Source organism: Nonomuraea sp. NPDC001636 (genome assembly GCF_040298265.1).
Taxonomy (GTDB): Bacteria; Actinomycetota; Actinomycetes; order Streptosporangiales; family Streptosporangiaceae; genus Nonomuraea.
This window is the reverse complement of sequence record NZ_JBEOZT010000026.1, coordinates 151,649-178,462: the sequence shown is the minus strand read 5'-3', so window position 1 is coordinate 178,462 and position 26,814 is coordinate 151,649. Positions and strand designations below refer to the sequence as shown.

Below are 26,814 nucleotides of genomic sequence, written 5' to 3'. Positions count from 1 at the left end.
CTGGCTGCGGTGGTGACCGCCGGTCAGCGGGGCGACAGCCCGCAGTTCATCCCGGTGCTGGGCAAGATCCGGGTAGGCCGCATCGGCGGTGGCCGCCCAGGACCCGCCCGGACCTGGTCCTGGCCGACAAGGCCTACACCAGCAAGGCCAACCGCACTCATCTGCGCCGGCGTGGGATCAAGGCGTGCATTCCGAGCAAGGCCGACCAGGACGCCCACCGACGAGCCAAGGGGTCGAAGGGAGGCCGGCCGCCTGCCTTGGACCCTGCGTTCTACCGGCTGCGCCATGCCGTGGAGTGCGGCATCAACCTGCTTAAAGGCAACCGCGGCATGGCAACCCGCTACGACAAGCTCGCCGTACGCTACGAAGCCGTCGTCATCATCGCCGCGATCGACCAGTGGCTCAAGGCCTTATGAAACACGGCCTAGCCGGACAGGCGCCAGGCCAGCCGGGCGGCCCCGGCCAGGCCCGCGCGCACGCCCAGCGTGGTCGGCCGCACCCGGACCGCCCGGACGAACGCCAGCCCCGCGACGTCGTCGAGCGCCCGCTCCAGCGGCCCGAACAACACCGCGCCGGCCGCCGACACGCCGCCGCCGATGACCACGGTGTCGAGCTCGACCGCGGCCGCCGTGGAAGCGATCAGGCCGGCCAGCGCGCGGGCGCCGCGCTCGAAGGCCGCCAGCGCCACCGGATGCCCGGCGGACGCGTCGGCGGCCAGCGCCCTGGCGTCGCGGTCGCCCGCGGGCGCCCAGCCGTTCTCCAGGGCCCAGCGGGCCAGATTGGGGCCGCTGGAGTAGCGCTCGACGCAGCCCCGGCCGCCGCACTCGCAGCGCTCGCCGCCGGGATCGACGCTCATGTGGCCGACGTGCCCCGCGTTGCCCGCCGGGCCGAGCAGCGGCGCGCCGTCGATCACCAGGCCGCCGCCGATGCCGGTGGACACGACGACCCCGAGCAGCGACGTGCTGCCCTGCCCGGCGCCCAGCCAGTGTTCGCCCAGCGCCATGCACTGGGCGTCGCCGGCCAGCACCACGGGCAGGCCGGTCAGCCGCCGCAGCTCCTCGCGCAGCGGGAAGCCGCGCCAGCTCGGCATGTTCACCGGGCTCACCGTGCCCGTGGTGAGGTCGAGCGGGCCCGCGCAGCCGACGCCGACGGCGTGCGGTGCCGGGCCCCCGCCGGTCACCTCCGCGACGAGGGCCGCCAGCGCGGACATGACGTCGGCGCGCGGCGTGGGCCGCGCGGCGGAGCGCAGCAGCGAGCCGGCCTCGTCGACCAGCGCGGCGGCGAGCTTGGTGCCGCCGATGTCGACGGCGAGCACGCAGGTCATCCGGGTACGGGCTGGCCGGGCCGGCGGAGGCCGCCGAGGCGTGGCAGGGGGAAGCGGGCGCGCAAGGGGAACCTCCGTAGGACGGGATGCCGGCGCCCGACACGATATGCCTTTCCTTGATCGATGACAACGATGTCATCGGTTCCCTGTGGACAACGAACGCCGCCTGCCTCCCATCTGTGGAAAAACTGTGGACGGACGCGCGGCCGGTGCCGGGAAGCCGAGCAGTCATGGAAGGATTGACGGCATGAGCGCAGTGAAACTCGACGGCAAGGCGACAGCCGCCAGGATCAAGGCAGACCTCGCGACCCGGGTGGCCGCGCTCAAGGACCGCGGCATCACGCCCGGCCTGGGCACCGTCCTGGTGGGCGACGACCCGGGCAGCCAGATCTACGTCGCGGGCAAGCACCGCGACTGCGCCGAGGTCGGCATCGCCTCCATCCGCGTCGACCTCCCGGCCACCGCCACCCAGAAGGACGTCGAGGCGGCCGTCGACGAGCTCAACGCGTCCCCGGCCTGCACCGGCTACATCGTTCAGCTCCCGCTGCCCAAGCAGATCGACACGATGGCGCTGCTGGAGCGCATGGACCCGGCCAAAGACGCCGACGGCCTCCACCCGGTCAACCTCGGCCGCCTCGTCCACATGGTCGACGCGCCCCTGCCCTGCACGCCCCACGGCATCGTGCTGCTGCTCCAGGAGTACGACGTGCCGATCAAGGGCGCCGACGTCGTCGTGGTGGGCCGCGGCATCACCGTCGGCCGCTCGCTCGGCCTGCTGCTGACCCGCCGCAGCGAGAACGCCACGGTGACCCTCTGCCACACCGGCACCCAGGATCTGGCCGCCCACGTGCGCCGCGCCGACATCGTCGTGGCCGCGGCCGGCGTGCCCGAGCTCATCACGCGCGACATGGTCAAGCCCGGCGCGGCCGTCCTCGACGTGGGCGTCTCCCGGGTCCACGGCAAGATCGCCGGTGACGTGGCCCCCGACGTCGAGGAGGTCGCCGGCTTCCTCACCCCCAACCCGGGCGGGGTCGGGCCGATGACCCGCGCGCTGCTGCTGTCCAACGTCGTGGAGGCCGCCGAGCGTTCCTGAGTGATCCGGGGATGAAGCCGTGATGGGGGGAATGGGAAGAAGAGCGAGCCCCACCCCCATCACGGAAGGCCGATTCATGGAAACCCCGCTCATCGCTGTCGAGGGCACCTACGAGGAGATGGGGGCCGAGGTCGGCCGCCGCACCGCCGACCTGGTCGCGCGGAGCGTCGAGACCTACCTGCGGCGGTTCCGCGACAAGTCCGGGCTCTCCTCGGCCGACGTGCTGCGCTGGGGCCAGACCTTCCTCGACGTGGCCAGGGCGTACGACCCGAGCATCGCCGCCATGCTGGCGGGCCTGGCGGCGGGCGCGGGGCAGCCGGTCGAGCACATCGCCGCCCTCAACGCCCGTACCGAGCTGCTCGACGGCACCGGCTACCACGACGACGGCTGCACCGCGCTGGCCGTCCTGCCCAAGTACACCCGCGACGGCCACACCCTGCTCGCCCAGAACTGGGACTGGCATCCCGAGCAGGGCGCGGTCACCTTCCTGCTGGCCACCCGCGACACCGAGGGGTTCGCGGTGCTCACGCTGGCCGAGGCCGGCATGCTCGCCAAGTCGGGGCTCAACTCGGCGGGGCTCGGGGTGTGCGCCAACCGCCTGCAGTCCGACCGCGACCAGGCCGGGGCGGGGGTCCCGTACCACTTCCTGCTGCGCGGGGTGCTGCAGTCCGACCGCATGAGCCGGGCCCACCGCAAGGTGCTCGACGTGCCGCGCGTCTCCTCGGGCAACCTGCTCATCGCCGACGCCGGCGGCGAGGCCATCGACCTGGAGGTGGCTCCGGGCGCGTTCGGCGCGCTGCTGCCGCGCGACGGCCTGCTCACCCACGCCAACCACTTCGAGGCCGAGCTGCCGCTGGAGGACATGAAGGCGGCCAGGTCCGGCCTGACCCTGCTGCGTCCCGAACGCGTGCGCCACCTGCTGGAGGACACCGCCGCCGAGCGCGGGGTCGGTCTCGAACACGTCGTCGCGGCCCTGCGCGACCACTACTCCTTCCCCGACGGCGTCTGCCGCCACCTCGACCCCGACGCCGGCCCGGCCGAGGAGTGCCACACGGTCTACTCCGTCGTCATGGACCTCGACGCCCGCGAGCTGGCGATCGCCGGCGCGCCGCCGTGCGCCCGCCCGTACGAGCGGTGGGCCCTGGACGAGGTCTTCAAGCCCGACGCCACCCCCGAGCTCTGCTTCGACCCGGCGGCCGACGACGGTCGCCGCCCTCCGGCCTGGTGACCCGGCTCACGGCCGGAAGTCCTGGTCCACGGCCACGGTGACGTCGAGCAGCAGGGGCTCCTCGCGGGCGGCCAGCGACGGGATCACCTCGTCCAGCACGGCCGCCAGCTCGCCGGGGCTGTCCACCCGCCGGGCGGGGCAGCCCAGCGACCTGGCCAGCGCGGCCATGTCCACCTCCGCGAACGGCGGCCAGGGGGCCTTGCCGCCCTGCCGGTCGGCCAGCCGGTCCATGACCGCGTAGCGGCCGTTGGCGAGCACGACGAACAGCGCGCCCACCCGGTAGTGGGCGGCGCTCCACAGGGCGTGCACGCCGTACAGCGCCGAGCCGTCGCCCACGACCGCCACCACCGGGCGTCCGGGCAGCGCCATGCGCAGGCCGACCGCGGCCGGCACGGCGAACCCGAGCCCGCCCATGGCCGCCGAGACGAAGCCCAGCGGGTTCCTGGCCGGGACCAGCCGGTGCAGGTCGGGACGGGACGACGGGGTCTCCTCCAGCAGCACGACGTCGCGGGGCAGCCGCCGGGCCAGCTCGCGCAGCACGTACGCGGGCCGCAACGGCTCCCCGCCGGGCGCCTCAGGAGCCGGGGCCGGCGGACCGGCCAGCGCGGTGGCGGGACGGGCCGGCAGCAGGGCCGCCAGCCGCTCGCAGACGACCCCGGGCGGGGCCAGGACGGCCAGGTCGGCCGGGCTCCGGTGCGCCTCGGCCGGGTCGTCGGTGACCACGGCGACCGCCGTCCCCGGCTCGACCAGCGGCCCCGGCGCGTACGGGTACTGCCGGAACACCGGCGCCCCCACGGCCAGCACGACGTCGTGCGGCGCGAGCACGGCCCGCAGCCGCTCCCGGTCGGCCGGCAGCACCCCCGCGTACTGCGGATGGTCCTGCGGGAACCCCGCCAGCGCCCCGAACGACTCCTGGAACACCGGGCACGCCAGCCGCTCGGCCAACCGCACCAGCGGCCCCCAGTCCGCCCCCGCCCCCGCCACGATCGCCGGGGACCGCGCCCCGGCCAGCAACTCGACCAGCGGCGCCAGGCCGGCGTCGGGCACGGCGGCGGGCCGCAGCACCCGGGCCGGGGCCGCCGGGGTCTCGCCGGCGAAGGGCGCCTCCCAGTCGTCCATCGGCACCACGACCAGGGCGGGGCCCCGGTGCGTGACCGCCTCGTGAAAGGCCCTGGCCAGCGCGCCCGGCACGTCCTGCGCCCGCACCGGCTGGTCGGTCCACACCGGGTAGTCGCCGGCCAGCCCGGCCAGCCGTCCGGCGAGGAACGGCTCCAGCGCCAGGTGCCGCCGGTCCTGCTGCCCCACCAGGACGACCAGGGGCGCCCGGTTCACCCGGGCCGTGGCGAGGGCGCCCACCGCGTTGCCCAGCCCGGCCGTGGTGTGCAGCACGGCCAGCGCGGGCTCGGCGTGCCCGATGGCCCAGCCGGTGGCCATGCCGACGACCGAGCCCTCGTGCAGCGCGAGCACGAAGCGGAGGTCGTCCGGCAGGCCGGTCAGCAGCGACACCTCGGTCGAGCCGGGGTTGGCGAAGATCGTCGTCAGGCCGTACCGCCGCAGCACCTCGAACGCCGCCGCCCGCACTGCGCTCATCGTGCCCCTCCTACGAACAGCGTGGTCACCGCCAGGTCCCGCCGGAGCCGCAGGATCAGGTCCTCCAGGCCGGCCCTGGTCTGCGCGTCCACGGCGGCGAACGGCTCGTCCACGAGCAGGACCTGCGGCTCGCAGGCCACGGCCCGCGAGATCGCCACACGCTGCCGCATGCGACGCACGGCTGCTCCTAGGTGTTCGCCATGCGCACAGGTATCCCCTGTCCGAACAGCTCCATATGGCGGAAACTACGCCCTTGTCGGCTTCTGTCAAGGATCACCATGGACGGCTGCTCACGCTCACCCCGCGCGTCCTGGAGCTGGGGTACGCCACGCCGGTCGCCGGTCGCCGGTCGTCCGTCACCGGTTGCGGTAGCGGTCGGTCGCGTCGCGGGTGGCCCGGATCGCCGCCTCGGCCCGGTCGTAGGTGCGCTGGGCCAGGCCGACGAAGATGCAGTCGACGATCAGCAGCTGGCTGATCCGGCTGGCCAGCGCGCCGGGCCGGAAGGCGGTCTCCCGGCCGGCCGACACCAGCGTGTGGCTGGCCAGGTCGGCCAGCGACGAGCGCGGGTTGTTGGTGATGGCCACGATCAGCGCCCCCGCCTCGGCCGCCGTACGGGCCGGGACCAGCACGTCCGGCGTCTCGCCGCTGCAGCTGATGGCCACCGCGACGTCGCCGTCCCGCAGCAGCGCCGCGCTGGTCAGGGCCAGGTGGGCGTCGCTGAACGGGTGGCTGGACAGGCCGATGCGCAGCAGCTTCTGCGACATGTCGGCGGCCACCAGCCCGGAGGCCGCCACGCCGTAGACGTCCACCCGCCGGGCCATCGCGATGGCCTGGACGACCTCGCCGAGCTGGTCGGGGTCGAGCTGCGCGGCCGTGTCCGCCAGCGCGTCGGACTCCGCCCGCGCCACCTTGGCGATCACGTCGGTCAGCGGGTCGTCGGGGGCCAGGTCGCCGGGCACCAGGCGTTCGGGCTGCTTGGCCACGGCGGCGGCCAGCGCGAAGCGCATCTGCGAGTATCCGGCGAAGCCGAGCGCCCGCGCGGTGCGCACGATCGTCGCCTCGCTGGTGCCCGACACCGCGCTGAACTCGGTGATCGTGCTCCGCACGACCAGCCCCGGGTCGTCCAGGATGATGCGCCCGATGGCCTGGGCCGCCGGGGTCAGCGACGGCAGCACCGCCCGCACGGTGGCGACCGGGTTCGCGGGCTCGGTGTTCAACGGGTCAGCCATTCGGCCGCCGCCTGCGCGGAGACGCGGGAGATGCCGTGCGTGGCGAGGTGGGCGGCCCCGACGGGCGCGTCGCTGATGCCGGTGTCCACCACGATCGCGTCGGGCCGGACGGCCAGCGCCCGCGCCAGCGCCTCGCGCACCCACGGGTGCCGGGCCGCGTCGTGCACCACGAGCACCACGGGACGGTCGTCGAAGGCGGGCAGCTCGCCGTCGCGGTCGAGGCGCACCCTGGCGGTGTTCGGCAGCCGGGCGGCCAGCGCGGCCGCGATGCCGGTCGGCGTGGCGGGGTCGACCGCCTGGTTGAGCCGGGTGTTGACCTCCACGACCAGCGGACCCCGGTCGAGCACGGCGGTGCCGGTGGTGGTCAGCGCGGCCCTGGCGGCCTCCAGGCCGACGCCTTCGTCGATGTCGGCGCGGGCCTTCTCGCGCAGCTCGGACCGCTCGGCGTACCAGCTGGACAGGGCGAGCACCCGGCCGGCCGCCTCGGCCAGCCGCTCCTCCGCCAGCCGGCCCGTGCGCACCGCCTCGACGACGGCGTCGCGCATCTCGTGCAGGCTGCGCTCGTCGGCCCGGCCGGCGCAGATGGTGTCGGCGCCGGCGGCCAGCGCGCGCACCGCGATCTCGCCGGGGCCGAACATGGCGGCCACGGCCTGCATCTCGATCGCGTCGGTGACCACCACGCCGTCGAAGCCGAGCTCGCCCCTGAGCAGGTCGGTCAGGGCGCTGTGGCTGAGCGTGGCCGGCATCGACGGGTCGAGCGCGGGCACGAGCAGGTGGCCGGACATGATCGAGCGCACCCCGTGCGCGATGGCGGCCCGGAACGGCGGCAGGTCGCGCTCGTCGAGCACCGCCCGCGAGGCGTGCACGGTGGGCAGCGCCAGGTGGGAGTCGGTGGTGGTGTCGCCGTGCCCGGGGAAGTGCTTGGCGCAGGCGGCCACGCCCGCGCCCTGCACCCCGGCCACGTACGCGACGGTGTGCCGGGCGACCAGCTCGGGGTCGGGCCCGAACGAGCGCACGCCGATGACCGGGTTCTCCGGGTTGGCGTTCACGTCGGCGGAGGGGGCGTAGTCGAGGGAGATGTCGAGTTCGGCGAGCATCCGGCCGATCTGCCGGCCGACCCGCTCGGTCAGCTCGACGTCGTCGGCCACGCCCAGCGCCCGGTTGCCGGGGAAGGAGCTGCCGGCGAGCACTTCGAGCCGGGTGACCGCGCCGCCCTCCTCGTCGATCGCGACGATCGCGCCGGGGTTCTCGGCGCGCACCGAACGGACGAGCTGCTCGCCGATGGAGTTGCGGGCGAACAGGATGACGCCGCCCAGGCCCTCGCCCAGCGCGCGGCGCAGCCAGTCGGGAGGCGACGTCCCTTCGAACCCCGGCTGGAGCACCGTCATCGCAAGTCGGACCAGCTCTGCGCTCATGCGGCATTTTCCTTCACGGTTGTTGATCTGAAGGTAATTTTCTGTCATCGTCGCCCTCGACACAACCATTGTCGAGAGGCCACCCCCCATGCCCAGCAGAAGGACTCTCCTGAAGGGTCTCGCTCTCGCCGCCGCCGCGTCCGCCGTGCCGCTGCCGGCCTTCGCCCAGGCAGACTACGTCCCCCCGCTGCGTCAGATGCGCGGCATGTGGATCGCTTCCGTCGTCAACATCAACTGGCCCTCGAAGTCCGGGCTGAGCGCCGACGAGCAGAAGGCCGAATACCTCGCCTGGCTCGACGTGGCCGTGCAGCGCAAGCTCAACTCCGTGTTCGTGCAGATCAGGCCGACCGCCGACGCGTTCTGGCCGTCGCCGTTCGAGCCCTGGTCGCAGTACCTGACCGGCACCCAGGGCCAGGACCCCGGCTACGACCCGCTCGGGTTCGCCGTGGAGGAGACCCACAAGCGCGGCCTGGCCTTCCACGCCTGGTTCAACCCCTACCGCGTGTCGATGCAGCCCGACCCGAGCAAGCTGCACCCCGATCACCCCGGCCGCAAGCACCCTGACTGGATCCTGCCGTTCGGCGGCAAGCTCTACTACAACCCGGGCATGCCCGAGGTCCGCAAGTTCTGCCAGGACGCGATGATGGACGCGATCACCCGCTACGACATCGACGGCCTGCACTTCGACGACTACTTCTACCCGACCAACACCACTGCTTTCGACGACAGCGCCACGTTCGCCAAGTACGGCGCCGGCTTCCCCGACCTGGCCTCCTGGCGGCGCAACAACGTCGACCTCATGGTCAGCGAGATGCAGCAGCGCGTCCTGCAGGCCAAGCCGGAGATCGCCTGGGGCATCAGCCCGTCGGGCATCTGGCGCAACAAGGGCACCGACCCGCTCGGCTCCGAGACCAACGGCGGCCAGTCCTACGACAACCTGCACGCCGACACCCGCGGCTGGGTCAAGAAGGGCTGGCTGGACTACATCGCGCCGCAGCTCTACTGGTACATCGGGCAGCCGCCGGCCGACTACTCCAAGCTCGTCCCGTGGTGGTCGGACGTGGCCGCGGGCACGAACACGCTGCTGTGGATCGGGCAGGCGGCGTACAAGGCGGGCGACCCGGCCCAGGCCGCCGAGTGGCAGAAGCCGGACGAGCTGTCCAGGCACCTGACGCTCAACCGCGCCCACCCCGAGGTCGGCGGCGACATCTGGTACAACGCCAACGACGTCAAGGTGGACCGGCTGGCCTCCATCACGACCGCCGTCAACGACCACTACCAGCGGCCCGCGCTCGCGCCCGTGCTGCCCCGCCTGGCGAACGGCGAGCCGCCGCGCCGCCCGGTGGTGGCGTACGCGCTGCGCCGCACCGGCGGCGTCGAGGTGCGCGTGGTGGCCACCGGCCGGGACGAGCCGTTCCAGTTCGCCATCTTCCGCTTCCCGGACGAGGCCGGCCAGAACGCCTTCGCCGACGCGCGCAACCTGGTCGCGGTCGTGCCCGCCGACCGCCAGATCCGCTGGACGGACCCCGACGGCAAGCGCGGCGACCACTACTACGCGGTCGCCGTCGACCGGGCCAACAGGACCAGCAAGCCCAGCCACGGTTTCCGGGTGATCTGAAGGACACCGGTGAAGGAACGCTGACCTCCGGCGACGAGCGCATGGCTCAACAGCGCGCGTCGCCGGCACGTTCCCGGACCGGCGACGAGCACGGCGCGCGCCACCGGCCTGGCGGCCCGCGGTCGCCCGCCGTCGCCCGTTCCGCGCCCAGCAGGGATGAACGCGGTGATCTCTCGATGGTTCCGACGCTGCCGGAACCCCTCGCCGAAGCCCCGGTCGCGATCTGGCTCCCTCTAGGAAGCCCTCCTACCGGCCGCCGACGGCTGCTGCTCAGCCGCGGCGCCCGCCGACCGCTGTGGTGGCACCACAGGGGTCGGGCGCACCAGCCCGAGCGCGACGACCTCGTTGGCGAGGCGCGTGCGGCGGTTGGTGCCCTCAGGAATCCTGAACTTCTGGTACAGCCGCAGCAGGTGTTGCTTGACCGCGGCTTCGGTCACGACCAGGTCGTCGGCGATCTCGCGCGCCGTCGCCGGAGCGACGAACGCCTCGTCGGACAGCGCCGGCCTGCAGAGCGAGGTCAGCACATCGACCTCGCGCCTGGTCAGCTCGGGCGCCGCCGCCCTACGCAGCTCGACCTCGGGGGTGAAGTCCTCACGGGGGACTCCACCGATGCGACCCCGCGCCGCGCCGAACGAGACGACGTCTCCGTCGTCAAGGACCCTCCGGGCGATCGGCCTGCCGTTCACCCGTGTGCCGTTGCGGGACAGGCCCAGATCAACGACGTACAGGTAGGGTCCTCGTCTGACGAACTCGGCATGGAGTCGAGACACACTGGGGTCGGTGAGCCGGATGTCAACACCCCGGCCTCTCCCGACCGTCGTGATCTCGGGGCGCAACGGGACCACGTCGCCGGTGTCCTCGATGCGTATGAACGGCCCCTCCACGGCAGTTCCTCCCCAGGTAGCCCGCCGTAACTATTACTACAGCTCCGGCTTACCCAACCGAGGGGATGCGGAATCTCCTTTGCCGAAAGGAGAATCCCCCGTGAAATTGGTCTGGACCTCTGCGAACGGTTTTACCTGCTCACGGGTAGACTTCGGAGGAAGATAAGCGGAGGAAACACTCATGGCGGACAAGCCCACGAAAGGCCTGGCCGATGTCGTCGCCGCGTCCACAGCGCTGAGTGACATCGACGGCAAGGCCGGTCGCCTCTTCTACCGTGGATACGACATCCACGACCTGGCCGGCCGAGCGACGTTCGAGGAGACCGCGTACCTGCTGCAGCGCGGCAGGCTGCCCGACCGGGGCCAGCTGGAGGCGTACGGCGCCGACCTGGCCCAGGGCAGGGAGCTCGGCGCGCTGGTCGCCGCCAACGTGGCGGAGATCGCCGAGAAGCAGAAACCCATGGAGGCGCTCCGCTCCCTCGTCTCGCTCTCCGGCGCCGACGACCCCGACAAGGACTCCACCGCCCCCGACGCGAACCTGCGCAAGGCGGCCCGCCTGACCGCGCAGCAGCCCGTGCTGGTCGCCCGCTACCACGCCGCACGCACCGGCGGCGCGGCCCCCGAGGCCGACCCCGAGCTCAGCATCGCCGGCAACTTCCTGCTCCAGGTCACCGGACGCGCCCCCGAGCGGCGTGCGGTCGAGATCTTCGACGAGTGCCTGGTGCTGCACGCCGACCACACGATGAACGCCTCGACGTTCGCCGCCCGCGTCTGCGCCGCGACCCTGTCGGACATGCACTCGGCCATCGTCGCGGCCATCGGCACGCTCAAGGGCCCGCTGCACGGCGGCGCGAACGAGCAGGTCATGAAGACCCTGGAGTCGATCCCGCCGGGCGGGGTGGCCCAGGCCGTGCGCGACAAGCTCGCCGCGGGCGAGAAGATCATGGGCTTCGGCCACCGCGTCTACAAGACCGAGGACCCGCGCGCGACGCACCTGCGCCGCATGTCCGCCGAGCTGGCCGAGGCCGCCGGCGACGACACCTACTACCGGATGTCGAAGGAGATGGAGGAGGTCGTCTTCGAGACGAAGGGCCTCTATCCGAACGTCGATTTCTACGCGGCGTCGGTCTACCACTACCTTGGCATTCCGACGGACCTGTTCACCCCCGTCTTCTCGATCAGCCGCATGTCCGGCTGGACCGCGCACGTGATCGAGCAGCATGCCGACAACAGGCTGATCCGGCCCGACAGTGAATACATTGGCGAGCGCGATCAGAAGTGGAAGCCAATAGAAGAGCGTTGAGCCGAGAGAACGAACGTGAACGCTGGGGACCGTTCCCGCTGATCGTGGCGGGAGCGGTCGCCGCCGTGCTCGTGATCCTGTTGGTGGACCCGCGCTGGGGCGGGTTCGCGCTGGGCGGTGTGCTGATGGTCGCCGCAGCGCTCCGGTTCGCCGGGTTCGACGGGCAACTGGCCGTCCGCGACAAGAAGACGGACGTCGTCACGCTGATCGCGTTCGGCTTCCTCATGGCCCTGACCTCGCTCGCGCTGTACAACAACGAGTTCAAGGCCTGGCTCCTGTCCCTTTTGGCCGGTTGACGGGACGGTCCGATAGCCTCAACGCATCCATTCATTGAAGGGGAACCATTCGCATGCCCAAGATCAAGGTGGAGGGTCCGGTCGTCGAGCTCGACGGCGACGAGATGACCCGGATCATCTGGCAGTTCATCAAGGACCAGCTGATCCTTCCCTACCTCGACGTCGACCTGAAGTACTACGACCTGGGGATCGAGTACCGGGACTCGACGGACGACCAGGTCACCATCGACGCCGCCAACGCCATCAAGAAGTACGGCGTCGGTGTGAAGTGCGCCACCATCACCCCCGACGAGGCGCGGGTCGAGGAGTTCGGGCTCAAGAAGATGTGGAAGTCCCCCAACGGGACCATCCGCAACATCCTCGGCGGCGTGATCTTCCGTGAGCCGATCATCATGTCGAACGTGCCGCGGCTCGTGCCCGGCTGGACCAAGCCGATCGTCGTCGGCCGTCACGCCTTCGGCGACCAGTACCGCGCCACCGACCTGGTCATCCCCGGCGAGGGCACCCTGACCCTCACGTACACGCCGAAGGACGGCTCCGAGCCGATCGAGCTCGACGTGTACGACTTCCCGGGCGGCGGCGTCGCCATGGCGATGTACAACCTCGACGAGTCGATCCGCGACTTCGCCCGCGCCTCCATGCGCTACGGCCTGGCCCGCAACTACCCGGTCTACCTGTCGACGAAGAACACCATCCTCAAGGCGTACGACGGCCGCTTCAAGGACATCTTCGCCGAGGTCTTCGAGACCGAGTTCAAGGCCGACTTCGAGAAGGCCGGGCTCACCTACGAGCACCGCCTCATCGACGACATGGTCGCCGCGGCGCTCAAGTGGGAGGGCGGCTATGTCTGGGCCGCCAAGAACTACGACGGCGACGTGCAGTCCGACACCGTCGCCCAGGGCTTCGGCTCGCTCGGCCTGATGACCTCCGTCCTCATGACCCCCGACGGCCAGACCGTCGAGGCCGAGGCCGCCCACGGCACCGTGACCCGCCACTACCGCGAGCACCAGAAGGGCAACCCCACCTCCACGAACCCGATCGCCTCGATCTTCGCGTGGACGCGTGGCCTGGCCCACCGCGGCAAGCTGGACAACACCCCCGCCGTGACCGACTTCGCCAACAAGCTGGAGCAGGTCTGCATCGAGACCGTCGAGGGCGGTCAGATGACCAAGGACCTCGCCATGCTGGTCGGCGGCGACGCCAAGTGGCTCACCACCCAGGACTTCCTGGCCGCCCTGGACGAGAACCTCAAGAAGAAGATGTCTGCTTGAGAGAAAACGGCCTCTACCTGCGGCTTCGTCGCACGGTAGGGGCCGTTTCGCATGCCCGGGGCCGTCCGCGGGCCGAGGCCGGCTCACCCGCTCACGCGGTCGGCGTTGAGCTCCGCGAAGGGCTCGCGGTCGGAGGGGCGCCAGGGCCGCAGCAGGAGGCGCCCGGTACGCAGCTCGACCGGCGGCAGGTGGGTGGAGTCGAGCACCGGGAGCATCTTATGCGCGGGGCGAGGTGGGGGAGCTCGTACTCTTGGTCCCGTGTTGAGTAGTAACCGGCTGCGTGTCCTGCTTGAGGTGTTCAGGACGGGCAGTATCGCCGGTGCGGCCAGGGTGCTGAAGTTGTCGCCGTCCGCCGTGTCCCACCAGCTGTCCCGGCTGGAGCAGGAGGCGGGGGTCGGGCTGGTCGAGCGCAACGCCCAGAGCCTGCGGCTGACCGAGGCGGGACGCCGCCTGGCCATCCGCGCCCAGGAGGTCGTCGACATCATCGAGGCGGCCGAGAAGGACCTGCTCGCCCAGGCCAGGGTGGACGCCGGCGAGCTGCGCATCGGCTTCTTCGCCTCCGCCGGGTACCGGCTGCTGCCGCTGGCGTTGTCGCGGTTCGCCTCCCGGTATCCCAAGGTGGCGCTCGACCTGGTGGAGGGCCAGCCGTACGAGCTGCTGCCCGATCTGGAGCGCGGCGCGCTCGACGTGCTGGTGGTCTTCGAGCACGCGCTGGACCCGTGGCAGTGCCCGGAAGGGGTGGAGGTCGTCCACCTGTTCGACGAGCCGCAGCTGCTGGTCCTGCCGACCGGCCACGCCGCCGCCCAGCGGCCCAAGGTGCGGCTGGCGGACCTGGCCGAGGAGCCGTGGATCACCACGTTCGGCGCCGAGCACCCGGTGTCGATCCTGGAACGGGCCAGCATGCTGGAGGGCTTCTCGCCGCGGATCCGCTGCCGCAGCGACCACTACGAGGTGACGATCGGCCTGGTACGGGCCGGGCTCGGCGTGGCGCTGGTGCCGAGCCTCGGCCTGCAGGGCGCGACCGGGCTGCACACCTGCCGGCTGACCACGCCGAACCTGTTCCGCAGGATCGGCGTGGCCAGGCGGCCGACCAATCCCAACCCGGCCGCCCGGTCGTTCCTGGCCTACTTGCGTACGGCCTCGGCCCAGCTCAGGAACTCGCTGGAGCCGTCGCTGCGCTGAGGCGGGCGGCGACGTCCAGGCCGGCCCGCCGTACGGCGGAGGTCAGGTCGTGCTCGCTGCCCGCGGGGCCGTGGGCCAGGACGGCGTAGGCGATGCGGCCGTCCATGATGCCGACGTCGGACCGGACGCCCTCGTCGGTGCCGGTCTTGTTGGCCAGCCAGTCGCCCTCGGGATCGTGCCTGACCAGGGCGGGAACGAGCCCGTGGTCGGTGTTCTGGCGCATCCAGCCGCGCATGAGCGCCTGCCAGCCGCCCGGACCGGCAAGCTGAGCGGCCAGGCCGGACAGCTCGGCCGCGGTGCCGATCGCGAACGTCGGCGGGTCCTGCGGGGTGCGCGGTTCCCTGATGCGGTCGAGCAGCCTGGTCCGCGACAGCCCGAGGGCCGCGGCGGCGGCGTTGACCCGGTCCAGGCCGATCGTGCGCAGCAGCGCGTTCGTGGCGGTGTTGTCGCTGACGGCGGCGGTCAGCAGGGCGAGGTCGCCGATCGTCCAGACGCGCGCGGACAGCGACGTGAGCAGCCCTGAGCCGCCGCAGTAGTCGTCGTCGTGCAGCGTCACGGGCGTGTCGGGAGCCAGGATGCCGCCCTCGACGCTCATCGCCACCTCGGCCAGCAGCAGCAGCTTGCCGACGCTGGCCAGCGGCAGCTCGGCGTCCTCGTTGACGCCGTGGAACTCGCCCGTCACCAGATTCCGCGTCGCGACGGCGAGCGTGATGTCGTTCACCGCCCGATGATCCTTCCTGGTCTGTCCTCGGTGAGCCTGTTGTCCTGCACGGCGAGCCGTCCGGCCACCACGACGGCCCTGATGCCGACGGGGGGCAGCAGCGGGTCGGCGTAGGTCGCGCCGTCGGCCACCGTGGCGGGGTCGAAGAGCACCAGGTCGGCGTGCGCTCCGTCGCGCACGACGCCCCGGCCCGTCAGCCCGAACCGGTCGGCCGCCATACCGGTCATCTTGTGGACGGCGGTCTCCACCGGGAACAGCCCCTGGTCGCGGGAGTAGCGGCCGAGCACCCTGGGGAAGGTGCCGGCCAAGCGCGGGTGCGGATGGCCCGGCTTGGGCACGCCGTCCGAGCCGATCATGGCGAACTCGCTCGCCAGGACCCGCTGGACGTCGTCCTCGCGCATGGAGTGGCTGATGATGGTCACCTCGCCGTCCTCGGCGAGCAGCAGCTCGGCCGCCGCGTCCACCGGGTCGCCGCCCAGCTCGGCGATCGTGCGGCCCTCGGCCTCGGGATGACGGGTGGCGCAGGCGACCGAAATGCGGTCCCAGCCGCCGTTGCCGACGGTGTTCTCCCAGCCCGGCACGCCGTCCTCGATGGCCGCGCGCATCCGGTCGCGCTGGCCGGGGTCGCGCAGCCGGTCGAGCAGCGCCTCGGTGCCGCCGTCGTTGGCCCACGGGGGGAACATCGCCGACAGCGACGTGCTGCCCTCGGTGTAGGGGTAGACGTCGCAGGTCAGGTCCATGCCCTGGGCGCGCAGCGCGGCGATGCGGGGGAGCGTGCGCAGGGTCTTGCCCCAGGCGTGCTTCCCGGCCGTCTTGTGGTGGCTGACGTGCAGCGCGGCCCCGCTCCTGCGGGCGATCTCGACGGCCTCCGCCAGCGCCTCCTCCACGCGCGACATCTCGTCCCGCAGGTGGGTGACGTACGGCTTGCCGTGCCGGGCCGCGACGCGGGCCAGCGCGACCACCTCGGCGGTGTCGCCGTACGTGCCGGGGGTGTAGATGAGGCCGGTGGACAGCCCGGCGGCGCCGGCCGCCAGCGCCTCGTCGAGCAGCGCGCACATGGTGGCGAGCTCGGCGGGGGTGGCCGGGCGGTCCTCGTAGCCGAGCACGCCGGCCCGCAGCGTGCCGTGGCCGACGAGGGAGGTCAGGTGGTTCGACCGGGGGGCCCGCTCGTGCGCCGCGACGAACCCGTCGTAGTCCTCAAAAATCGGGATGTCGCCGCCGAAACCGGCCCTGCTCGACCGGCGCAGCGCCGGCACCCGCTCGGGCAGCGCAGGGAACAGGCTCGACCCGCAGTTGCCGCAGATCTCCACCGTGACGCCCATGAGCACGGGCGCGGCGGCCAGCTCCCGGCCCGCCTCCCCGAGCAGGGTGACCGCGTCGGAGTGGGTGTGCACGTCGATGAACCCGGGCGCGACCACCAGCCCGGCGGCGTCGATCACCCGCCCTCCACCGCCGTCGGACGGGCCGCCCCCGGGCAGCAGGACGAGGCGGTCACCGCGGACGCCGACGTCGGCCCGGCGCAGCGGCGCGCCCGTCCCGTCGGCCACGAGGCCACCGCTGATCAGCATGTCGAGGCTCACGTGGCCGAACCCTCCCTGAGAAGCGAGCCGTTCACAGCACCTGCCCGAGGAAGGCGCGGGTGCGCTCGTGACGCGGCGCGGACAGCACCTCGCGCGGCGGCCCCTCCTCCACGATCACGCCGTCGTCGATGAACACCAGGTGGTCGCCCGCCTCCCTGGCGAAGCCCATCTCGTGGGTCACCACGATCATCGTCATCCCGCTGGCCGCCAGGTCGCGCATGACCTGCAATACCTCCTGCACCAGCTCGGGGTCGAGCGCGCTGGTCGGCTCGTCGAACAGCATGAGCTTGGGGTCCATGGCCAGGCTGCGCGCGATCGCGACCCGCTGCTGCTGGCCGCCCGACAGCTGCCTGGGGTAGTGGCCGGCCCGGTCGGCCAGCCCCACCCGGTCGAGCAGCGTCATCGCGCGCTCGGCCGCCTTCGCCTTCGGCAGGCGCTTGACCGTGCACGGGCCCTCCATGACGTTCTCCAGCGCGGTCATGTGCGGGAACAGGTGGAAGCGCTGGAAGACCATGCCGATCTCCTGGCGCTGGCGGCACAGCTCGCCGGGCCGCAGCAGGTGCAGCTTGCCGCCCTGCTCGCTGAAGCCCATGAGCTCGCCGTCGACCCACACCCGGCCCGCGTCGATCGTCTCCAGCCGGTTGACGCAGCGCAACAGCGTCGACTTGCCGGACCCGGACGGGCCCACGACGCAGACCACCGCGCCGGTCGGCACGTCGAGGCTGACGCCCTTCAGCACCTCCAGCTGGCCGAAGCGCTTCCGGACCGATTCGATCTTCACCATGCTAGTGGCCACGGCTGAACCTCCTCTCCAGGGAGCGCTGGCCGAAGGTGGCCACGGTGGTGAGCAGCAGGTACCAGGTGGAGGCGACCACCAGCAGCGCGATCACCTCGAAGTTGTCCAGGTAGATGCGCTGGGAGACGGTCAGCAGCTCCGCGCCGGAGATGACCGAGACCATCGAGGTGGTCTTCAGCATGGAGATGAACTGGTTGCCGGTCGGCGGGATGATCACCCGCATCGCCTGCGGCAGCACGACCCTGCGCAGGATCTGCCGGTGCGTCATGCCCAGCGACTCGGCGGCCTCCCGCTGCCCGGGATCCACCGAACGGATGCCCGCGCGGACGATCTCGGCCATGTACGCGCCCTCGTTGATGGTCAGCCCGAGCAGCGCCGCCGTGAACGGCGTGATCAGCTCGTTGGCCGGCCACTGGAGGAACATCGGCCCGCCGAACGGCACGCCGAGCCCGATCTCGGGGAAGACCAGGCCGATGTTGAACCAGAAGATGAGCTGCACCAGCAGCGGCGTGCCCCGGAAGAACCAGGTGTAGAGGCCGGCCGCGCCGCGCAGCACCGGGCTGTCCGACAGCTGCATGACGGCGGCGGCCACGCCGAGGGCGACGCCGATGACCATGGACAGCGCGGTGAGCGCGATCGTGATCCACAGGCCGCCGAGCACCCGGCCGTCCAGCAGGAACTCGGCGATGACGTCCCAGTGGAGGTTGGGGTTGACGATGACGGTGTAGGCCAGCCACGCCATCACCAGCGCCGCGACCACCGCCGCGACGAGCCGCCCGGGCCTGGGCGGCTTCACCGCCTCGATCGGGAGTTCCATCATGCGCCGGTGTTGATCGTGACCTTGGACACGGCGTTGGCCGTCGTGCCGTACTTCTCCAGGATCTTGCCGTACTCGCCGCTGTCGATCAGCTCCTGGAGCGCCTTGGCGACGGCGTCGCGCAGGCCGGTCTGCTTCTTGTCGATCGCGATGCCCCAGGGGCCGGCGTCGTACTGCTCGGCCAGGACCTCGTACTTGCCGGTCTCCTTGGCGTACATGGCGGCCACGGGGGAGTCGACGATCGTGGCGACGGTACGGCCGGAGTCGATGGTGAGCAGGCCGGTGGGGGCGTCCTCGCTCTGCATGATCTCCATCTTCTGGGCGCACTTCTCGTTCTGGCGCTTGCCGATCTCCAGGTTGGAGCTGCCCTTGGCCAGGACGACCTTCTTGCCGCACAGGTCCTCAAGGGTCTTGATGCCCTCGGGGTTGCCCTTCTTGACCATGATCGAGCCGCCGGCGTTGAAGTAGTCGACGAAGTCGACGGCCTTGCGGCGCTGTTCGAGGTCGCTGAGCGCGGCCATGGCGATGTCCCACCGGCCGCCCTGCAGGCCGGGGATGAGACCGTCGAAGGAGGCGTTGATGATCCGGGTCTTCAGCCCGAGCCGCTCGCCGACCGCCACGGCCAGGTCGGCGTCGACGCCGGTCATCTCCTGGGTGCCCGGCTTGTACATCTCCATCGGGGGATAGCCTTCCGAGGTCGCCATGCGGAGCTCGCCGGACTTCCGTACGGATTCCGGGACGAGGTCCTTGGCGCTCTTGCCGGCCGAGGAGGGCGGCGTGGGGGCGGCCGCCGTACCCGAGGTGGACCTCCCGCATCCCGCGCCGAGCGCGCAGGCCGCCACCAGGGCGATGACCAGGTGTGTTCGCATGGCATGTCATCGTGGCCAGGCCGTCAGGCGGCACCAAGCCTCGTGAAGGCATGCGACCCTCAGCAACGAATCCGTCGATGCTCGACCCCGCGTGCCCTCGCAGTTGTTTACGCTCGCCCTTCATGAGTTTGGACATCTGGCCCCAGACCGCCACATGGCACGACGGGGAGCTGCGGCTCGGCGGGATCGGCGCGGTCGAACTGGCCCGGGAGCACGGCACGCCCGCGTACGTGCTGGACGAGGCCGACTTCACCGCCCGCGCCCGCGCCTGGCTGGACGCGCTGCCCGACGGCGACGTGCACTACGGCGGCAAGGCGTTCCTCTGCCCCGAGGTGGTGCGCTGGCTGGACCGGCTGGGCCTGTCCCTCGACGTCTGCACGGGCGGCGAGCTGGCCGTGGCCATGGCCGGCGGGATGCCGCCGGAGCGGGTCGTCTTCCACGGCAACAACAAGTCGGCCGACGAACTGCGCCGGGCCGTGGCCTGGGGCATCGGCTGCGTGGTCGTCGACTCCTTCGCCGAGATCGCCAGGCTCGCCGAGATCGCCGCCTCCCTGGGCGTCCGGCAGCGGGTGATGATCAGGGTGACGCCGGGCGTGGACCCGCACACCCACGCCTTCATCGCCACCGGCGGCGAGGACTCCAAGTTCGGCTTCTCGCTGAGCGCCGGCGCCGCCGCGCTCGCGGTGGCGCAGGTGACCGCCGAGCCCGCGCTGGAGCTGTACGGCCTGCACTCCCACATCGGCTCGCAGATCTTCGAGCTGGACGGCTTCGGCACCGCCGCCGCCAGGATGGGCGCCTTCGCCGCCGAGACCGGCGTCACCAGGCTCGACCTGGGCGGCGGCCTCGGCATCGGCTACACGCCGGACGACCCCACCCCGCCCACGCCCGCCGAGCTGCTCGCCGTGCTCAGGAAGGAGACCGCGGGCCTGCACCTGGCCGTCGAGCCCGGCAGGTCGATCGCCGGGCCGTCCACGGTCGCCCTGTACGAGATCGGCACGATCAAGGGCCGGTACGTGAGCGTGAACGGCGGCATGAGCGACAACCCCCGCCCCGGCATGTACGGCGCCGCCTACACCGCCACCCTGGCCAACCGCTCCTCCGACGCCCCCACGAGCGCGTTCACCGTGGTCGGCAAGCACTGCGAGAGCGGGGACGTGCTGGTCAGGGACATCGCGCTGCCCGGCGACGTGCGGCCCGGCGACCTGCTCGCCGTCCCGGTGTCGGGCGCCTACCAGCGCTCGATGGCCAGCAACTACAACCACGTGCCCAGGCCGCCGGTGGTCGCGGTGCGCGACGGGGAGGCGCGGGTCATCGTCCGCCGCGAGAGCGAGGAGGACCTGCTGCGGCTCTACCTGTGACGCGGCCGCGAAGCCGCGCCGGCGGTCAGGGCGTGAGCTCGGCCCAGGGCGGGGGCGTGGACGGTCAGGGCGTGAGCTTGGCCAGGTCGGGGGCGTAGACGGTCATCCAGCTCGGGTGCAGCCGGTAGTAGACCACGTCGTTCTCCCAGTCGAAGGCGTCCGCGCCGTAGAAGTCCTTGAAGTAGTCCAGGAGGGCCGGCCAGTCGGCGGCCGGCTCGCCGTCCTGCGGGTTGAGGATCTCCACCCTGCCGTGGGTGAACACGCCCAGGTCCTCCCCGCGCATGTGGGCGATGCTGGCCGCCGGGCGGGCGGCGAGGTGGCGCGCCTTGGCGGCGTCGCGGGCCGTGCCGAAGTGCCACTTGCCGTGCAGGAAGTGGCCGTCGGCGCCGCTGATCCGCGGCTCGCCCTTCGCCGTCACGGTGGACACGGCGAGGACGCGCATGCCGGTCAGGATCCCGGTGAGCTGCTCGGCGTTCAGGGTGCGCTCGGTGACGATCGAGCGCAGGTGCGAGGTGGAGCGGGAGAGCGAGGCGTCGAGGAGCGCCTGGAGCTCTGCGAGCTCCTGCGGGGTTTCGCGCATTGAGGTCCTTGTCTGTACGTACGTACCGGCCCGCGGTCGGCGCCGGCCGGTGGAACAATGCTCGACCGGAAACCCGACACCCTGTGTCGTGTTTTCCGGAACTCAGGACGAATCTGTGACGCGTTCCCGTCCTGGAGATCGCAGCTGACGGCCCGGGGCGCCGGCCGGCTCGGCCTCGGCACGGGATGACGCTTTTCGCAATCCCTGACCCTTCTTTGACGAGGTCGCGGCGTGGCGCAGTTGATCATCTGGGTAAGGCCCAACCTGTAACAGTCGTACGCGTCTCGGGGGGTTCGGATGCGACTGGGTATTTTGACAGGAGCGGGGCTCCTTGCGGCCGCCGTCGTCCTGACCGGGTGCGACTCGCCGCCCGACACTGCCAAGATCACTGACAGCAAGGCCGAGGCCGCGGCCAGGCTGAAGCAGAGCAAGGCGGCCAAGATCGCGCTGGCGCGCAAGGTGAAGGCGAACGAGCTGGGCCAGATCCCGGTGCTGATGTTCCACCGGATCATCAAGAACCCGGCCACCACCGACGACAGGACGCCGCAGCAGTTCCGCTCGGACCTCGAACGGCTGGTCAAGGAGGACTACGTCCCGATCAGCGCGTCGGAGATGGTGACCGGGAAGATCAACGTCCCGGCGGGCAAGCATCCCGTGGTCCTGACGTTCGACGACTCCTCGCCCTCGCAGCTCACGCTGAACGAGATGGGCGTCCCGCAGCCGGACACCGCCGTGGCGATCCTGCGCGAGGTGGCCGCCAAGCACCCGGGTTTCCGGCCGGCCGCCACCTTCTACGTCACCCGCGACATGTTCGGCAAGACCGTGCGTGAGGAGCAGGCCCAGACGCTGGGCTGGCTCAAGGACAACGGCTTCGACATCGGCAACCACACCCGTGACCACGTCAACCTGCACGGACGCTCGGAGAAGGAGGTGGAGGACCAGATCGGCGGCATCGCCAAGCAGATCGACGACCTGACCAAGGTCAAGCCCAACTCCATCGCCCTGCCGTACGGCAACCAGCCGCGCAAGAAGGAATGGGCGCTGCACGGCAAGCTCTACAACCACGCCGGCGCCTTCTTGGCCGGGTACACGCCCGCGCCGTCGCCGTTCAGCAAGGCGTTCGACCCGGGCGGCATCCCGCGCATCCGGGTCATGGAGAAGAAGGGCGACTGCGCGCAGTTCTGCTCGGCGGCCTGGCTCGACTGGCTCAAGAACAACCCGGACATGCGCTACACCTCGGACGGTGACGTCAGCACGGTCGCGTACCCGAAGTTCAAGAACCCGTACCTGCGCAAGTCCTTCACCACCTGGAGCCTGCCCTACTGACGGACGCGCCCGAGCACCACGCTCAGCTCGGCGGGCCGCAGCATGAGGTCGGCCACCTCGCCGGTGACGTCGATCGGGCGGATGGCCGCGGTGCGCAGGTCCAGCACCAGGTAGGAGGTCTCGCCCAGCGGGCCGTCAGCCCTGACCGTGAGGGTGTCCTCGTCCTCCCAGCGCAGCAGGGAGGCGAGCCACCAGCCGGTGGCCAGTCGCGGCGTGACCGTGCGCACGTGCTCACCCGTCTCCGTGTCGAACAGGGCGACGCCCTGCTGGAGCACGCCGCCGGGGGTGAGTTCCCGGTGCCGTGACGCGATCAGGCGGCCGGAGGGGGACGGCTCGATGGTCCACTCCACGTTGCCCGGCATGGTGTATCTGCGCAGCAGGTCGCCCTTGGGCGAGTAGACGGCGAACCGCACCGACCTGAGGTGGCCCGGGGAGCGGCGGGAGGGCTCGCCGCTCTTCATGACGAGACCTTCCGACGTCCATCCGGCGACCTGCCCGCGGTCCGGGAGGCGGATGGCCGTGCCGCGCGCGACGTCCACGATCACGGGCGTCTCCAGCACCACGTCGGTGTCCTTGGTCAGCCGGTCGGGCTGGACGAGCACGTGGCGGCCGTCCAGGGAGAACAGCGGCGGCTGAGCTCCGAACAACGCCGTGACGGTCCCGCGCGGCTGCCTGACGGGGAGCCGTTCGACGACTCCCGTCCGCAGGTCGGCCACGACGTAGGTGTTGTCGCTGTCCCTCAGGAAGGCGGCACGCCGGCCGTCCCGGCTGAGGGCGAACATCGTCTCGTCGAAGCTGTACGGCAGGCGCCCGCGCTCCGCGCCGTCCCCGACGAGGATCATGTGCGCGCACGCGCCGGGGTCGTCGCAGCTCGGCGCGTACGCGTAGCGGATCGGGCTGGCGTACTTCGTGCGCTTCGCGGGCTTCGCCGGCTTCTCGGCCGTCTTGCTCGTCGTGACCGGCTGGGAGCGGACGAACCGCACGCCGGGCTCCGCCGGCAGGGGCGCGGCGACCCACGCGGCGGCCAGAACCACGGTCAGGGCGGCGGCCCCCGCCCGCCAGGGAAGCCTCCGGCGGCGCGTCACGCCAGCCTGCCGACGACGACCTCGCCCAGGCGGGAGGGGACGTTCTTCACCTGGCGGCTCTTCCCCGTCTCCAGGTCCACGAGGTACAGGACGGGATCGTCCCAGCCGAGCATGACCAGCAGGCGGCCGTCCTCCGTCCACCGCACCAGCTCGGCCTCGGCGCCCGGTCCGCCCAGCGTCGCGCGCGCCCGCACCCGGCCGCCGGTGCGCGGATCCATGGTCAGCACCTCGTTGTCCGAGACGAGGACCAGGCGCTCGCCGTCGGGGGTGAGCAGCGCCTGCAGCGCCGGGTCGAAGGGCGTCCTGGTGCGTACGGCCCCCCGCGCGTCGAGCGTGACCAGCTCGGTGTCGGGGGCGCCCTCCAGGGCCCGCCGGCCGGTGGTGGCCACCACCTTGCCGGGCACGACGCCGATCACGCGGCCGACGCCGGGCAGCCGCCTCCGGGCCCCGGTGACGGCGTCCACCAGGTCCACCCCGTTCGGCCAGGTCAGGATGACGTGCCGGTCGTCCTGACCGAAGGCCGCGTCAGGCACGCCTTCGCCGGGCCCGGTCAGCGGGCGCGGGGCTGACGATGACGTCGGCGCGGGGGGAGGACGGGCGCGCCCTGCCCCTGACGATCCCCGCCGGGCAGGGCGTGTCGCTGAGCCTCGGCCTGGTCGTCACGGACTGCGCGGCCGCCGCCTCCACGGGTCCCCATGTGGTGCTGGAGGTCGATCGCTGGTGGGGGAGCGTCGCCGTGCGGCCGGAGACCGGAGGCGACCTGTACCACGCGGTGGACCTGGACTGCCGGTGACCCGCTCGTGCCGCGCGGCGCGCGATCGTCGCCGGCGCGGGACGCCACTCCGTCCACGTGGTCTCCTCGGACGCGACCGGGAATGCGCTCTCTCCTGTTGATCAACCGTAGCGATCGGCAGAGTTAGGACGCCAGGTTGGAAGGAGGATTTCCTGATTGCAGCCTGATGTCCGCGGCGCGCGAGGAGGTCGTCGAAGACCCGATCCGTGATCTGCGACCAACCAGTCAAGACCGCTGTTACAGGGTCCGAATGGACGCTGTGTACGGGCTTTGTGCAAAAACCGGTGAGTCACGAACGGTTAACGGATCCCTGGGAAGTTGCTGAGCGTCGTAAAGTTTGCGTGGTTGGGGTTCAGTGAACGTGGGGAAAGACGAATGCCGCAGATCGCGCCGCTGGTGGCCGGCGATCCAGCGCTGCTGGGATCGTTCCGGCTGTCCGGACGGATCGGCGAGGGCGGCCAGGGGATCGTCTACCTGGGCGTCAACGAGCAGGGCGAACGGGCCGCGATCAAGCTGCTGCACGTGAAGTTCAGCGGTGACACGATCGCCAGGTCGCGCTTCGCCAGGGAGCTGAAGGCGGCCCAGCGGGTGGCCTCCTTCTGCACCGCGCGGGTGATGGAGGCCGACCTCGACGGCGACACGCCGTACATCGCCAGCGAGTACATCGACGGGCGGGCGCTGCGCGACATCGTCGAGACCGACGGCCCGCTCAGCGGCACGGTGCTCGACCGGCTGGCCATCGGCACGGCCACCGCGCTCACCGCCATCCACCATGCCTCGATCGTCCACCGGGACTTCAAGCCCGACAACGTGCTCATCGCCGCCGACGGGCCGCGCGTGGTCGACTTCGGCATCGCCCGCATCATCGACTCGACCGGCACGATCACCAGCCGCGCGATCGGCACGCCCGCCTACATGGCGCCCGAGCAGATCGCCGGCGACGACATCGGGCCCTTCACGGACGTGTTCGCCTGGGGCGCGACCATGGCCTTCGCCGCCACCGGGAAGGCGGCCTTCGAGGGCAAGTCGATCGCCGTGGTGCTCAACCGCATCCTGAACCACGAGGTCGACGTGGAGATGATGCACGAGCCGCTGCGGGGCGTGGTGCGTTCGGCGCTGGCCAAGTCGCCCGACGAGCGTCCCTCGGCCGACCAGCTCCTGCTGCGCCTGCTCGGGCAGACCGGCACGGCGGCCGGGGCCTCGACGGCGGTGCTCACCAGGGGCGTGCAGGTGGCCGGCGACGACACGACGCCGTTCATGCGGGTGTCGGCCACGTCCATCACCGACCGGCCCGCCACGCAGGCCACCGGCCACCCCACCGGCCACTCGTCCGGCACGGCCCCGGGCCCCGCCCCCGCCCGCCCGACCACGACCGGCACCGGCTCCGCACACCCGACCGGGACCGGCCCCGGCACTCCGCACACGACCGGCACCGGGACCGGTGTCTCCGGGCGTGTGGAGACCGTGCAGTCCGGCCAAGGCCAGGGTCAGGGCCAAGGTCAGGGCCCGGCGGCGCGGCCCCTTGACGAGCCCGTGCCGTCCGGCGGCCGGCGGCGGCTCAAGGTGTGGCTCGCGCTCGCCGCCGCGCTCGTCATGCTGGCGGTCGTGGCCGTCGCGGCGATGGCGAACGGCTGGTCGCCGCTGGCGTTCAAGGGCGAGGTCGTGACCCCCGCGCCGACGGGGAAGAAGAACCCGCGGCCCCCCACGTTCGCCTCGGTGGTGGACAAGGTGGCCCAGACCGGAAAGATCATCGTCGGCGTCAAGGGCGACCTGCCGGGCGTCGGCCTGCAGAACGGCGACGACTTCAGCGGGTTCGACGTCGAGGTGGCCAAGCTCGTGGCCGCCGCGCTCGGGGCCGAGGAGACGGTGTTCACCCGGGTCGGCCGGAACGACCGGGCGGCCGCGCTGGCCGAGGGCAGGGTCGACCTGGTCGTCGCCACGTACTCGGTGGACAAGAGCGAGACCAGGTTCGCCGGGCCGTACTACGTGGCCCACCGCGACGTGCTGGTCCGCGCCGGCACCGGCATCGACTCGCTGGACGACCTCAAGGGCAAGAAGATCTGCGCGCTCGACACCCCGACGGTCGGCGAGGTGCAGGACCGGGTGAAGGTCGAGCCCGTGACCGCCGGCGACTACGCGGCCTGCATGGACCTGCTCAGGAACGGCAAGGTCGACGCGGTGCCCGGCGAGGACCTGATCCTGGCCGGGTTCGCCAGCCGGGAGAACATGCGCTTCAAGATCATCGGTGCCAAGCTGGACAACGAGCGGTACGCGGTCGGCATCCGCGACGGCGACGCCAAGACCTGCACCGCGGTCAAGGGCGTCATCGCCGACCTCTACCGCACGGGCACCATCAAGAAGCTCCTGAACAGCCACTTCGACAAGGTCGACTTCCAGCCCGAGCTGAAGGTGCCCGCGATGGAGCCCTGCGGATGACGAGCGGTAACATCCGAAAG

26 protein-coding genes and 1 pseudogene are annotated in these 26,814 nt (G+C 71.8%); 12 read left to right on the top strand and 15 right to left on the bottom strand.

Going from position 1 to position 26,814, the window contains the following annotated elements:
• Positions 1-416 (top strand): transposase (locus ABT158_RS38210; RefSeq protein WP_502911601.1); only part of this gene is annotated, 416 nt, incomplete at its 5' end.
• A gap of 8 nt (positions 417-424) precedes the next feature.
• On the opposite strand, the gene ABT158_RS38205 is transcribed toward ABT158_RS38210, so the two are convergent.
• A complete protein-coding gene (locus ABT158_RS38205; RefSeq protein ID WP_352362096.1) occupies positions 425-1,324 on the bottom strand; it encodes an ROK family protein in 900 nt (299 codons plus the stop codon).
• A 247-nt stretch (positions 1,325-1,571) separates the two neighbouring features.
• Here ABT158_RS38205 and ABT158_RS38200 point away from each other — a divergent pair, with 247 nt between their 5' ends.
• Together ABT158_RS38200 and ABT158_RS38195 are read left to right on the top strand one after the other, a co-directional pair.
• Positions 1,572-2,417 carry a bifunctional methylenetetrahydrofolate dehydrogenase/methenyltetrahydrofolate cyclohydrolase gene (locus tag ABT158_RS38200; protein ID WP_352329176.1) on the top strand — a complete coding sequence of 282 codons (846 nt, stop codon included), beginning with the start codon at positions 1,572-1,574 and terminating at the stop codon, positions 2,415-2,417.
• A gap of 76 nt (positions 2,418-2,493) precedes the next feature.
• A complete protein-coding gene (locus ABT158_RS38195) occupies positions 2,494-3,645 on the top strand; it encodes a C45 family autoproteolytic acyltransferase/hydrolase (RefSeq protein ID WP_352362094.1) in 1,152 nt (383 codons plus the stop codon).
• 6 nt (positions 3,646-3,651) lie between these two features.
• On the opposite strand, the gene ABT158_RS38190 is transcribed toward ABT158_RS38195, so the two are convergent.
• From ABT158_RS38190 to ABT158_RS38175, 4 genes and pseudogenes are all read right to left on the bottom strand, one after another.
• A complete protein-coding gene (locus ABT158_RS38190; protein ID WP_352362092.1) occupies positions 3,652-5,235 on the bottom strand; it encodes a thiamine pyrophosphate-dependent enzyme in 1,584 nt (527 codons plus the stop codon).
• 11 nt (positions 5,236-5,246) lie between these two features.
• Positions 5,247-5,405, bottom strand: a pseudogene (locus ABT158_RS38185) (ABC transporter ATP-binding protein); the annotation flags it as partial.
• A gap of 186 nt (positions 5,406-5,591) precedes the next feature.
• The gene (locus ABT158_RS38180) at positions 5,592-6,464 is read right to left on the bottom strand and encodes a MurR/RpiR family transcriptional regulator (protein WP_352362090.1); all 873 of its coding nucleotides are present in this window, start codon (positions 6,462-6,464) and stop codon (positions 5,592-5,594) included.
• Positions 6,449-7,879 carry a glycoside hydrolase family 3 protein gene (locus tag ABT158_RS38175; RefSeq protein ID WP_352362088.1) on the bottom strand — a complete coding sequence of 477 codons (1,431 nt, stop codon included), beginning with the start codon at positions 7,877-7,879 and terminating at the stop codon, positions 6,449-6,451. Before ABT158_RS38175 ends, ABT158_RS38180 begins: the two co-directional genes overlap by 16 nt.
• A gap of 88 nt (positions 7,880-7,967) precedes the next feature.
• Between ABT158_RS38175 and ABT158_RS38170 the strand changes: the two genes are divergently transcribed.
• A complete protein-coding gene (locus ABT158_RS38170) occupies positions 7,968-9,497 on the top strand; it encodes a glycoside hydrolase family 10-like protein (protein ID WP_352362086.1) in 1,530 nt (509 codons plus the stop codon).
• A gap of 233 nt (positions 9,498-9,730) precedes the next feature.
• On the opposite strand, the gene ABT158_RS38165 is transcribed toward ABT158_RS38170, so the two are convergent.
• Positions 9,731-10,381, bottom strand: a complete 651-nt coding sequence (locus tag ABT158_RS38165; protein ID WP_352362084.1) for an FHA domain-containing protein — start codon at positions 10,379-10,381, stop codon at positions 9,731-9,733.
• 181 nt (positions 10,382-10,562) lie between these two features.
• On the opposite strand from ABT158_RS38165, the gene ABT158_RS38160 reads away from it, so the two are divergent.
• Genes ABT158_RS38160 through ABT158_RS38150 form a run of 3 tightly spaced genes read left to right on the top strand, consistent with a single transcriptional unit; the run spans position 10,563 to position 13,251 of the window.
• On the top strand, positions 10,563-11,684 hold the full coding sequence (locus tag ABT158_RS38160; RefSeq protein ID WP_352362082.1) for a citrate/2-methylcitrate synthase: 1,122 nt from the start codon (positions 10,563-10,565) through the stop codon (positions 11,682-11,684).
• On the top strand, positions 11,681-11,980 hold the full coding sequence (locus tag ABT158_RS38155) for a DUF3017 domain-containing protein (RefSeq protein WP_352362080.1): 300 nt from the start codon (positions 11,681-11,683) through the stop codon (positions 11,978-11,980). The genes ABT158_RS38160 and ABT158_RS38155 overlap by 4 nt, the downstream gene beginning before the upstream one ends.
• Before the next feature lie 53 nt (positions 11,981-12,033).
• Positions 12,034-13,251: an NADP-dependent isocitrate dehydrogenase gene (locus ABT158_RS38150; protein ID WP_352362078.1), complete on the top strand. Its 1,218-nt coding sequence runs from the start codon at positions 12,034-12,036 to the stop codon at positions 13,249-13,251.
• A gap of 83 nt (positions 13,252-13,334) precedes the next feature.
• On the opposite strand, the gene ABT158_RS38145 is transcribed toward ABT158_RS38150, so the two are convergent.
• Positions 13,335-13,457 carry a hypothetical protein gene (locus ABT158_RS38145; protein WP_352362076.1) on the bottom strand — a complete coding sequence of 41 codons (123 nt, stop codon included), beginning with the start codon at positions 13,455-13,457 and terminating at the stop codon, positions 13,335-13,337.
• Positions 13,458-13,509: 52 nt separating this feature from the next.
• On the opposite strand from ABT158_RS38145, the gene ABT158_RS38140 reads away from it, so the two are divergent.
• Positions 13,510-14,433: a LysR family transcriptional regulator gene (locus tag ABT158_RS38140; RefSeq protein ID WP_352362074.1), complete on the top strand. Its 924-nt coding sequence runs from the start codon at positions 13,510-13,512 to the stop codon at positions 14,431-14,433.
• Here ABT158_RS38140 and ABT158_RS38135 read toward each other — a convergent pair.
• Genes ABT158_RS38135 through ABT158_RS38115 form a run of 5 tightly spaced genes read right to left on the bottom strand, consistent with a single transcriptional unit; the run spans position 14,402 to position 19,216 of the window.
• Positions 14,402-15,154 (bottom strand): serine hydrolase, encoded by a 753-nt coding sequence (locus ABT158_RS38135; protein ID WP_352362073.1) that lies wholly within the window; start codon positions 15,152-15,154, stop codon positions 14,402-14,404. The two genes, ABT158_RS38140 and ABT158_RS38135, sit on opposite strands and share 32 nt — an antisense overlap.
• Positions 15,151-16,734 (bottom strand): N-acyl-D-amino-acid deacylase family protein, encoded by a 1,584-nt coding sequence (locus tag ABT158_RS38130; protein ID WP_352362072.1) that lies wholly within the window; start codon positions 16,732-16,734, stop codon positions 15,151-15,153. Before ABT158_RS38130 ends, ABT158_RS38135 begins: the two co-directional genes overlap by 4 nt.
• A 31-nt stretch (positions 16,735-16,765) precedes the next feature.
• Positions 16,766-17,518 carry an amino acid ABC transporter ATP-binding protein gene (locus tag ABT158_RS38125; protein WP_352362107.1) on the bottom strand — a complete coding sequence of 251 codons (753 nt, stop codon included), beginning with the start codon at positions 17,516-17,518 and terminating at the stop codon, positions 16,766-16,768.
• A 1-nt stretch (position 17,519) separates the two neighbouring features.
• On the bottom strand, positions 17,520-18,350 hold the full coding sequence (locus tag ABT158_RS38120; protein ID WP_352362071.1) for an amino acid ABC transporter permease: 831 nt from the start codon (positions 18,348-18,350) through the stop codon (positions 17,520-17,522).
• Positions 18,347-19,216, bottom strand: a complete 870-nt coding sequence (locus ABT158_RS38115) for an ABC transporter substrate-binding protein (protein ID WP_352362068.1) — start codon at positions 19,214-19,216, stop codon at positions 18,347-18,349. Before ABT158_RS38115 ends, ABT158_RS38120 begins: the two co-directional genes overlap by 4 nt.
• Before the next feature lie 122 nt (positions 19,217-19,338).
• Here ABT158_RS38115 and lysA point away from each other — a divergent pair, with 122 nt between their 5' ends.
• A complete protein-coding gene (lysA, locus tag ABT158_RS38110; RefSeq protein ID WP_352362066.1) occupies positions 19,339-20,574 on the top strand; it encodes a diaminopimelate decarboxylase in 1,236 nt (411 codons plus the stop codon).
• A gap of 64 nt (positions 20,575-20,638) precedes the next feature.
• Here lysA and ABT158_RS38105 read toward each other — a convergent pair whose 3' ends face one another.
• Positions 20,639-21,154, bottom strand: coding sequence for a pyridoxamine 5'-phosphate oxidase family protein (locus ABT158_RS38105; protein WP_352362064.1), 516 nt, complete (start codon positions 21,152-21,154; stop codon positions 20,639-20,641).
• Between the two features lie 297 nt (positions 21,155-21,451).
• Here ABT158_RS38105 and ABT158_RS38100 point away from each other — a divergent pair, with 297 nt between their 5' ends.
• Positions 21,452-22,480 (top strand): polysaccharide deacetylase family protein, encoded by a 1,029-nt coding sequence (locus ABT158_RS38100; RefSeq protein ID WP_352362062.1) that lies wholly within the window; start codon positions 21,452-21,454, stop codon positions 22,478-22,480.
• Here the strand turns inward: ABT158_RS38100 and ABT158_RS38095 are convergent.
• Complete coding sequence (locus tag ABT158_RS38095) at positions 22,474-23,565, bottom strand: WD40 repeat domain-containing protein (protein ID WP_352362060.1); 1,092 nt, start codon at positions 23,563-23,565, stop codon at positions 22,474-22,476. The genes ABT158_RS38100 and ABT158_RS38095 overlap by 7 nt on opposite strands.
• Positions 23,562-24,098, bottom strand: a complete 537-nt coding sequence (locus ABT158_RS38090; protein ID WP_352362058.1) for a TolB-like translocation protein — start codon at positions 24,096-24,098, stop codon at positions 23,562-23,564. The genes ABT158_RS38095 and ABT158_RS38090 overlap by 4 nt, the downstream gene beginning before the upstream one ends.
• A 38-nt stretch (positions 24,099-24,136) precedes the next feature.
• Between ABT158_RS38090 and ABT158_RS38085 the strand changes: the two genes are divergently transcribed.
• Both ABT158_RS38085 and ABT158_RS38080 read left to right on the top strand, forming a co-directional pair.
• The gene (locus ABT158_RS38085) at positions 24,137-24,358 is read left to right on the top strand and encodes a hypothetical protein (protein ID WP_352362056.1); all 222 of its coding nucleotides are present in this window, start codon (positions 24,137-24,139) and stop codon (positions 24,356-24,358) included.
• Positions 24,359-24,733: 375 nt separating this feature from the next.
• On the top strand, positions 24,734-26,794 hold the full coding sequence (locus ABT158_RS38080) for a serine/threonine-protein kinase (protein WP_352362054.1): 2,061 nt from the start codon (positions 24,734-24,736) through the stop codon (positions 26,792-26,794).
• Positions 26,795-26,814: the final 20 nt, after the last annotated feature.

What these genes read in the sequence shown, in the direction of transcription:
- ABT158_RS38205 (WP_352362096.1), bottom strand. Translation starts at nt 1,324, where the DNA reads ATGACCTGCGTGCTCGCCGTCGACATCGGCGGCACCAAGCTCGCCGCC.
- ABT158_RS38200 (WP_352329176.1), top strand. Translation starts at nt 1,572, where the DNA reads ATGAGCGCAGTGAAACTCGACGGCAAGGCGACAGCCGCCAGGATCAAG.
- ABT158_RS38195 (WP_352362094.1), top strand. Translation starts at nt 2,494, where the DNA reads ATGGAAACCCCGCTCATCGCTGTCGAGGGCACCTACGAGGAGATGGGG.
- ABT158_RS38190 (WP_352362092.1), bottom strand. Translation starts at nt 5,235, where the DNA reads ATGAGCGCAGTGCGGGCGGCGGCGTTCGAGGTGCTGCGGCGGTACGGC.
- ABT158_RS38180 (WP_352362090.1), bottom strand. Translation starts at nt 6,464, where the DNA reads ATGGCTGACCCGTTGAACACCGAGCCCGCGAACCCGGTCGCCACCGTG.
- ABT158_RS38175 (WP_352362088.1), bottom strand. Translation starts at nt 7,879, where the DNA reads ATGAGCGCAGAGCTGGTCCGACTTGCGATGACGGTGCTCCAGCCGGGG.
- ABT158_RS38170 (WP_352362086.1), top strand. Translation starts at nt 7,968, where the DNA reads ATGCCCAGCAGAAGGACTCTCCTGAAGGGTCTCGCTCTCGCCGCCGCC.
- ABT158_RS38160 (WP_352362082.1), top strand. Translation starts at nt 10,563, where the DNA reads ATGGCGGACAAGCCCACGAAAGGCCTGGCCGATGTCGTCGCCGCGTCC.
- ABT158_RS38150 (WP_352362078.1), top strand. Translation starts at nt 12,034, where the DNA reads ATGCCCAAGATCAAGGTGGAGGGTCCGGTCGTCGAGCTCGACGGCGAC.
- ABT158_RS38125 (WP_352362107.1), bottom strand. Translation starts at nt 17,518, where the DNA reads ATGGTGAAGATCGAATCGGTCCGGAAGCGCTTCGGCCAGCTGGAGGTG.
- ABT158_RS38120 (WP_352362071.1), bottom strand. Translation starts at nt 18,350, where the DNA reads ATGATGGAACTCCCGATCGAGGCGGTGAAGCCGCCCAGGCCCGGGCGG.
- ABT158_RS38115 (WP_352362068.1), bottom strand. Translation starts at nt 19,216, where the DNA reads ATGCGAACACACCTGGTCATCGCCCTGGTGGCGGCCTGCGCGCTCGGC.
- lysA (WP_352362066.1), top strand. Translation starts at nt 19,339, where the DNA reads ATGAGTTTGGACATCTGGCCCCAGACCGCCACATGGCACGACGGGGAG.
- ABT158_RS38105 (WP_352362064.1), bottom strand. Translation starts at nt 21,154, where the DNA reads ATGCGCGAAACCCCGCAGGAGCTCGCAGAGCTCCAGGCGCTCCTCGAC.
- ABT158_RS38100 (WP_352362062.1), top strand. Translation starts at nt 21,452, where the DNA reads ATGCGACTGGGTATTTTGACAGGAGCGGGGCTCCTTGCGGCCGCCGTC.
- ABT158_RS38085 (WP_352362056.1), top strand. Translation starts at nt 24,137, where the DNA reads ATGACGTCGGCGCGGGGGGAGGACGGGCGCGCCCTGCCCCTGACGATC.
- ABT158_RS38080 (WP_352362054.1), top strand. Translation starts at nt 24,734, where the DNA reads ATGCCGCAGATCGCGCCGCTGGTGGCCGGCGATCCAGCGCTGCTGGGA.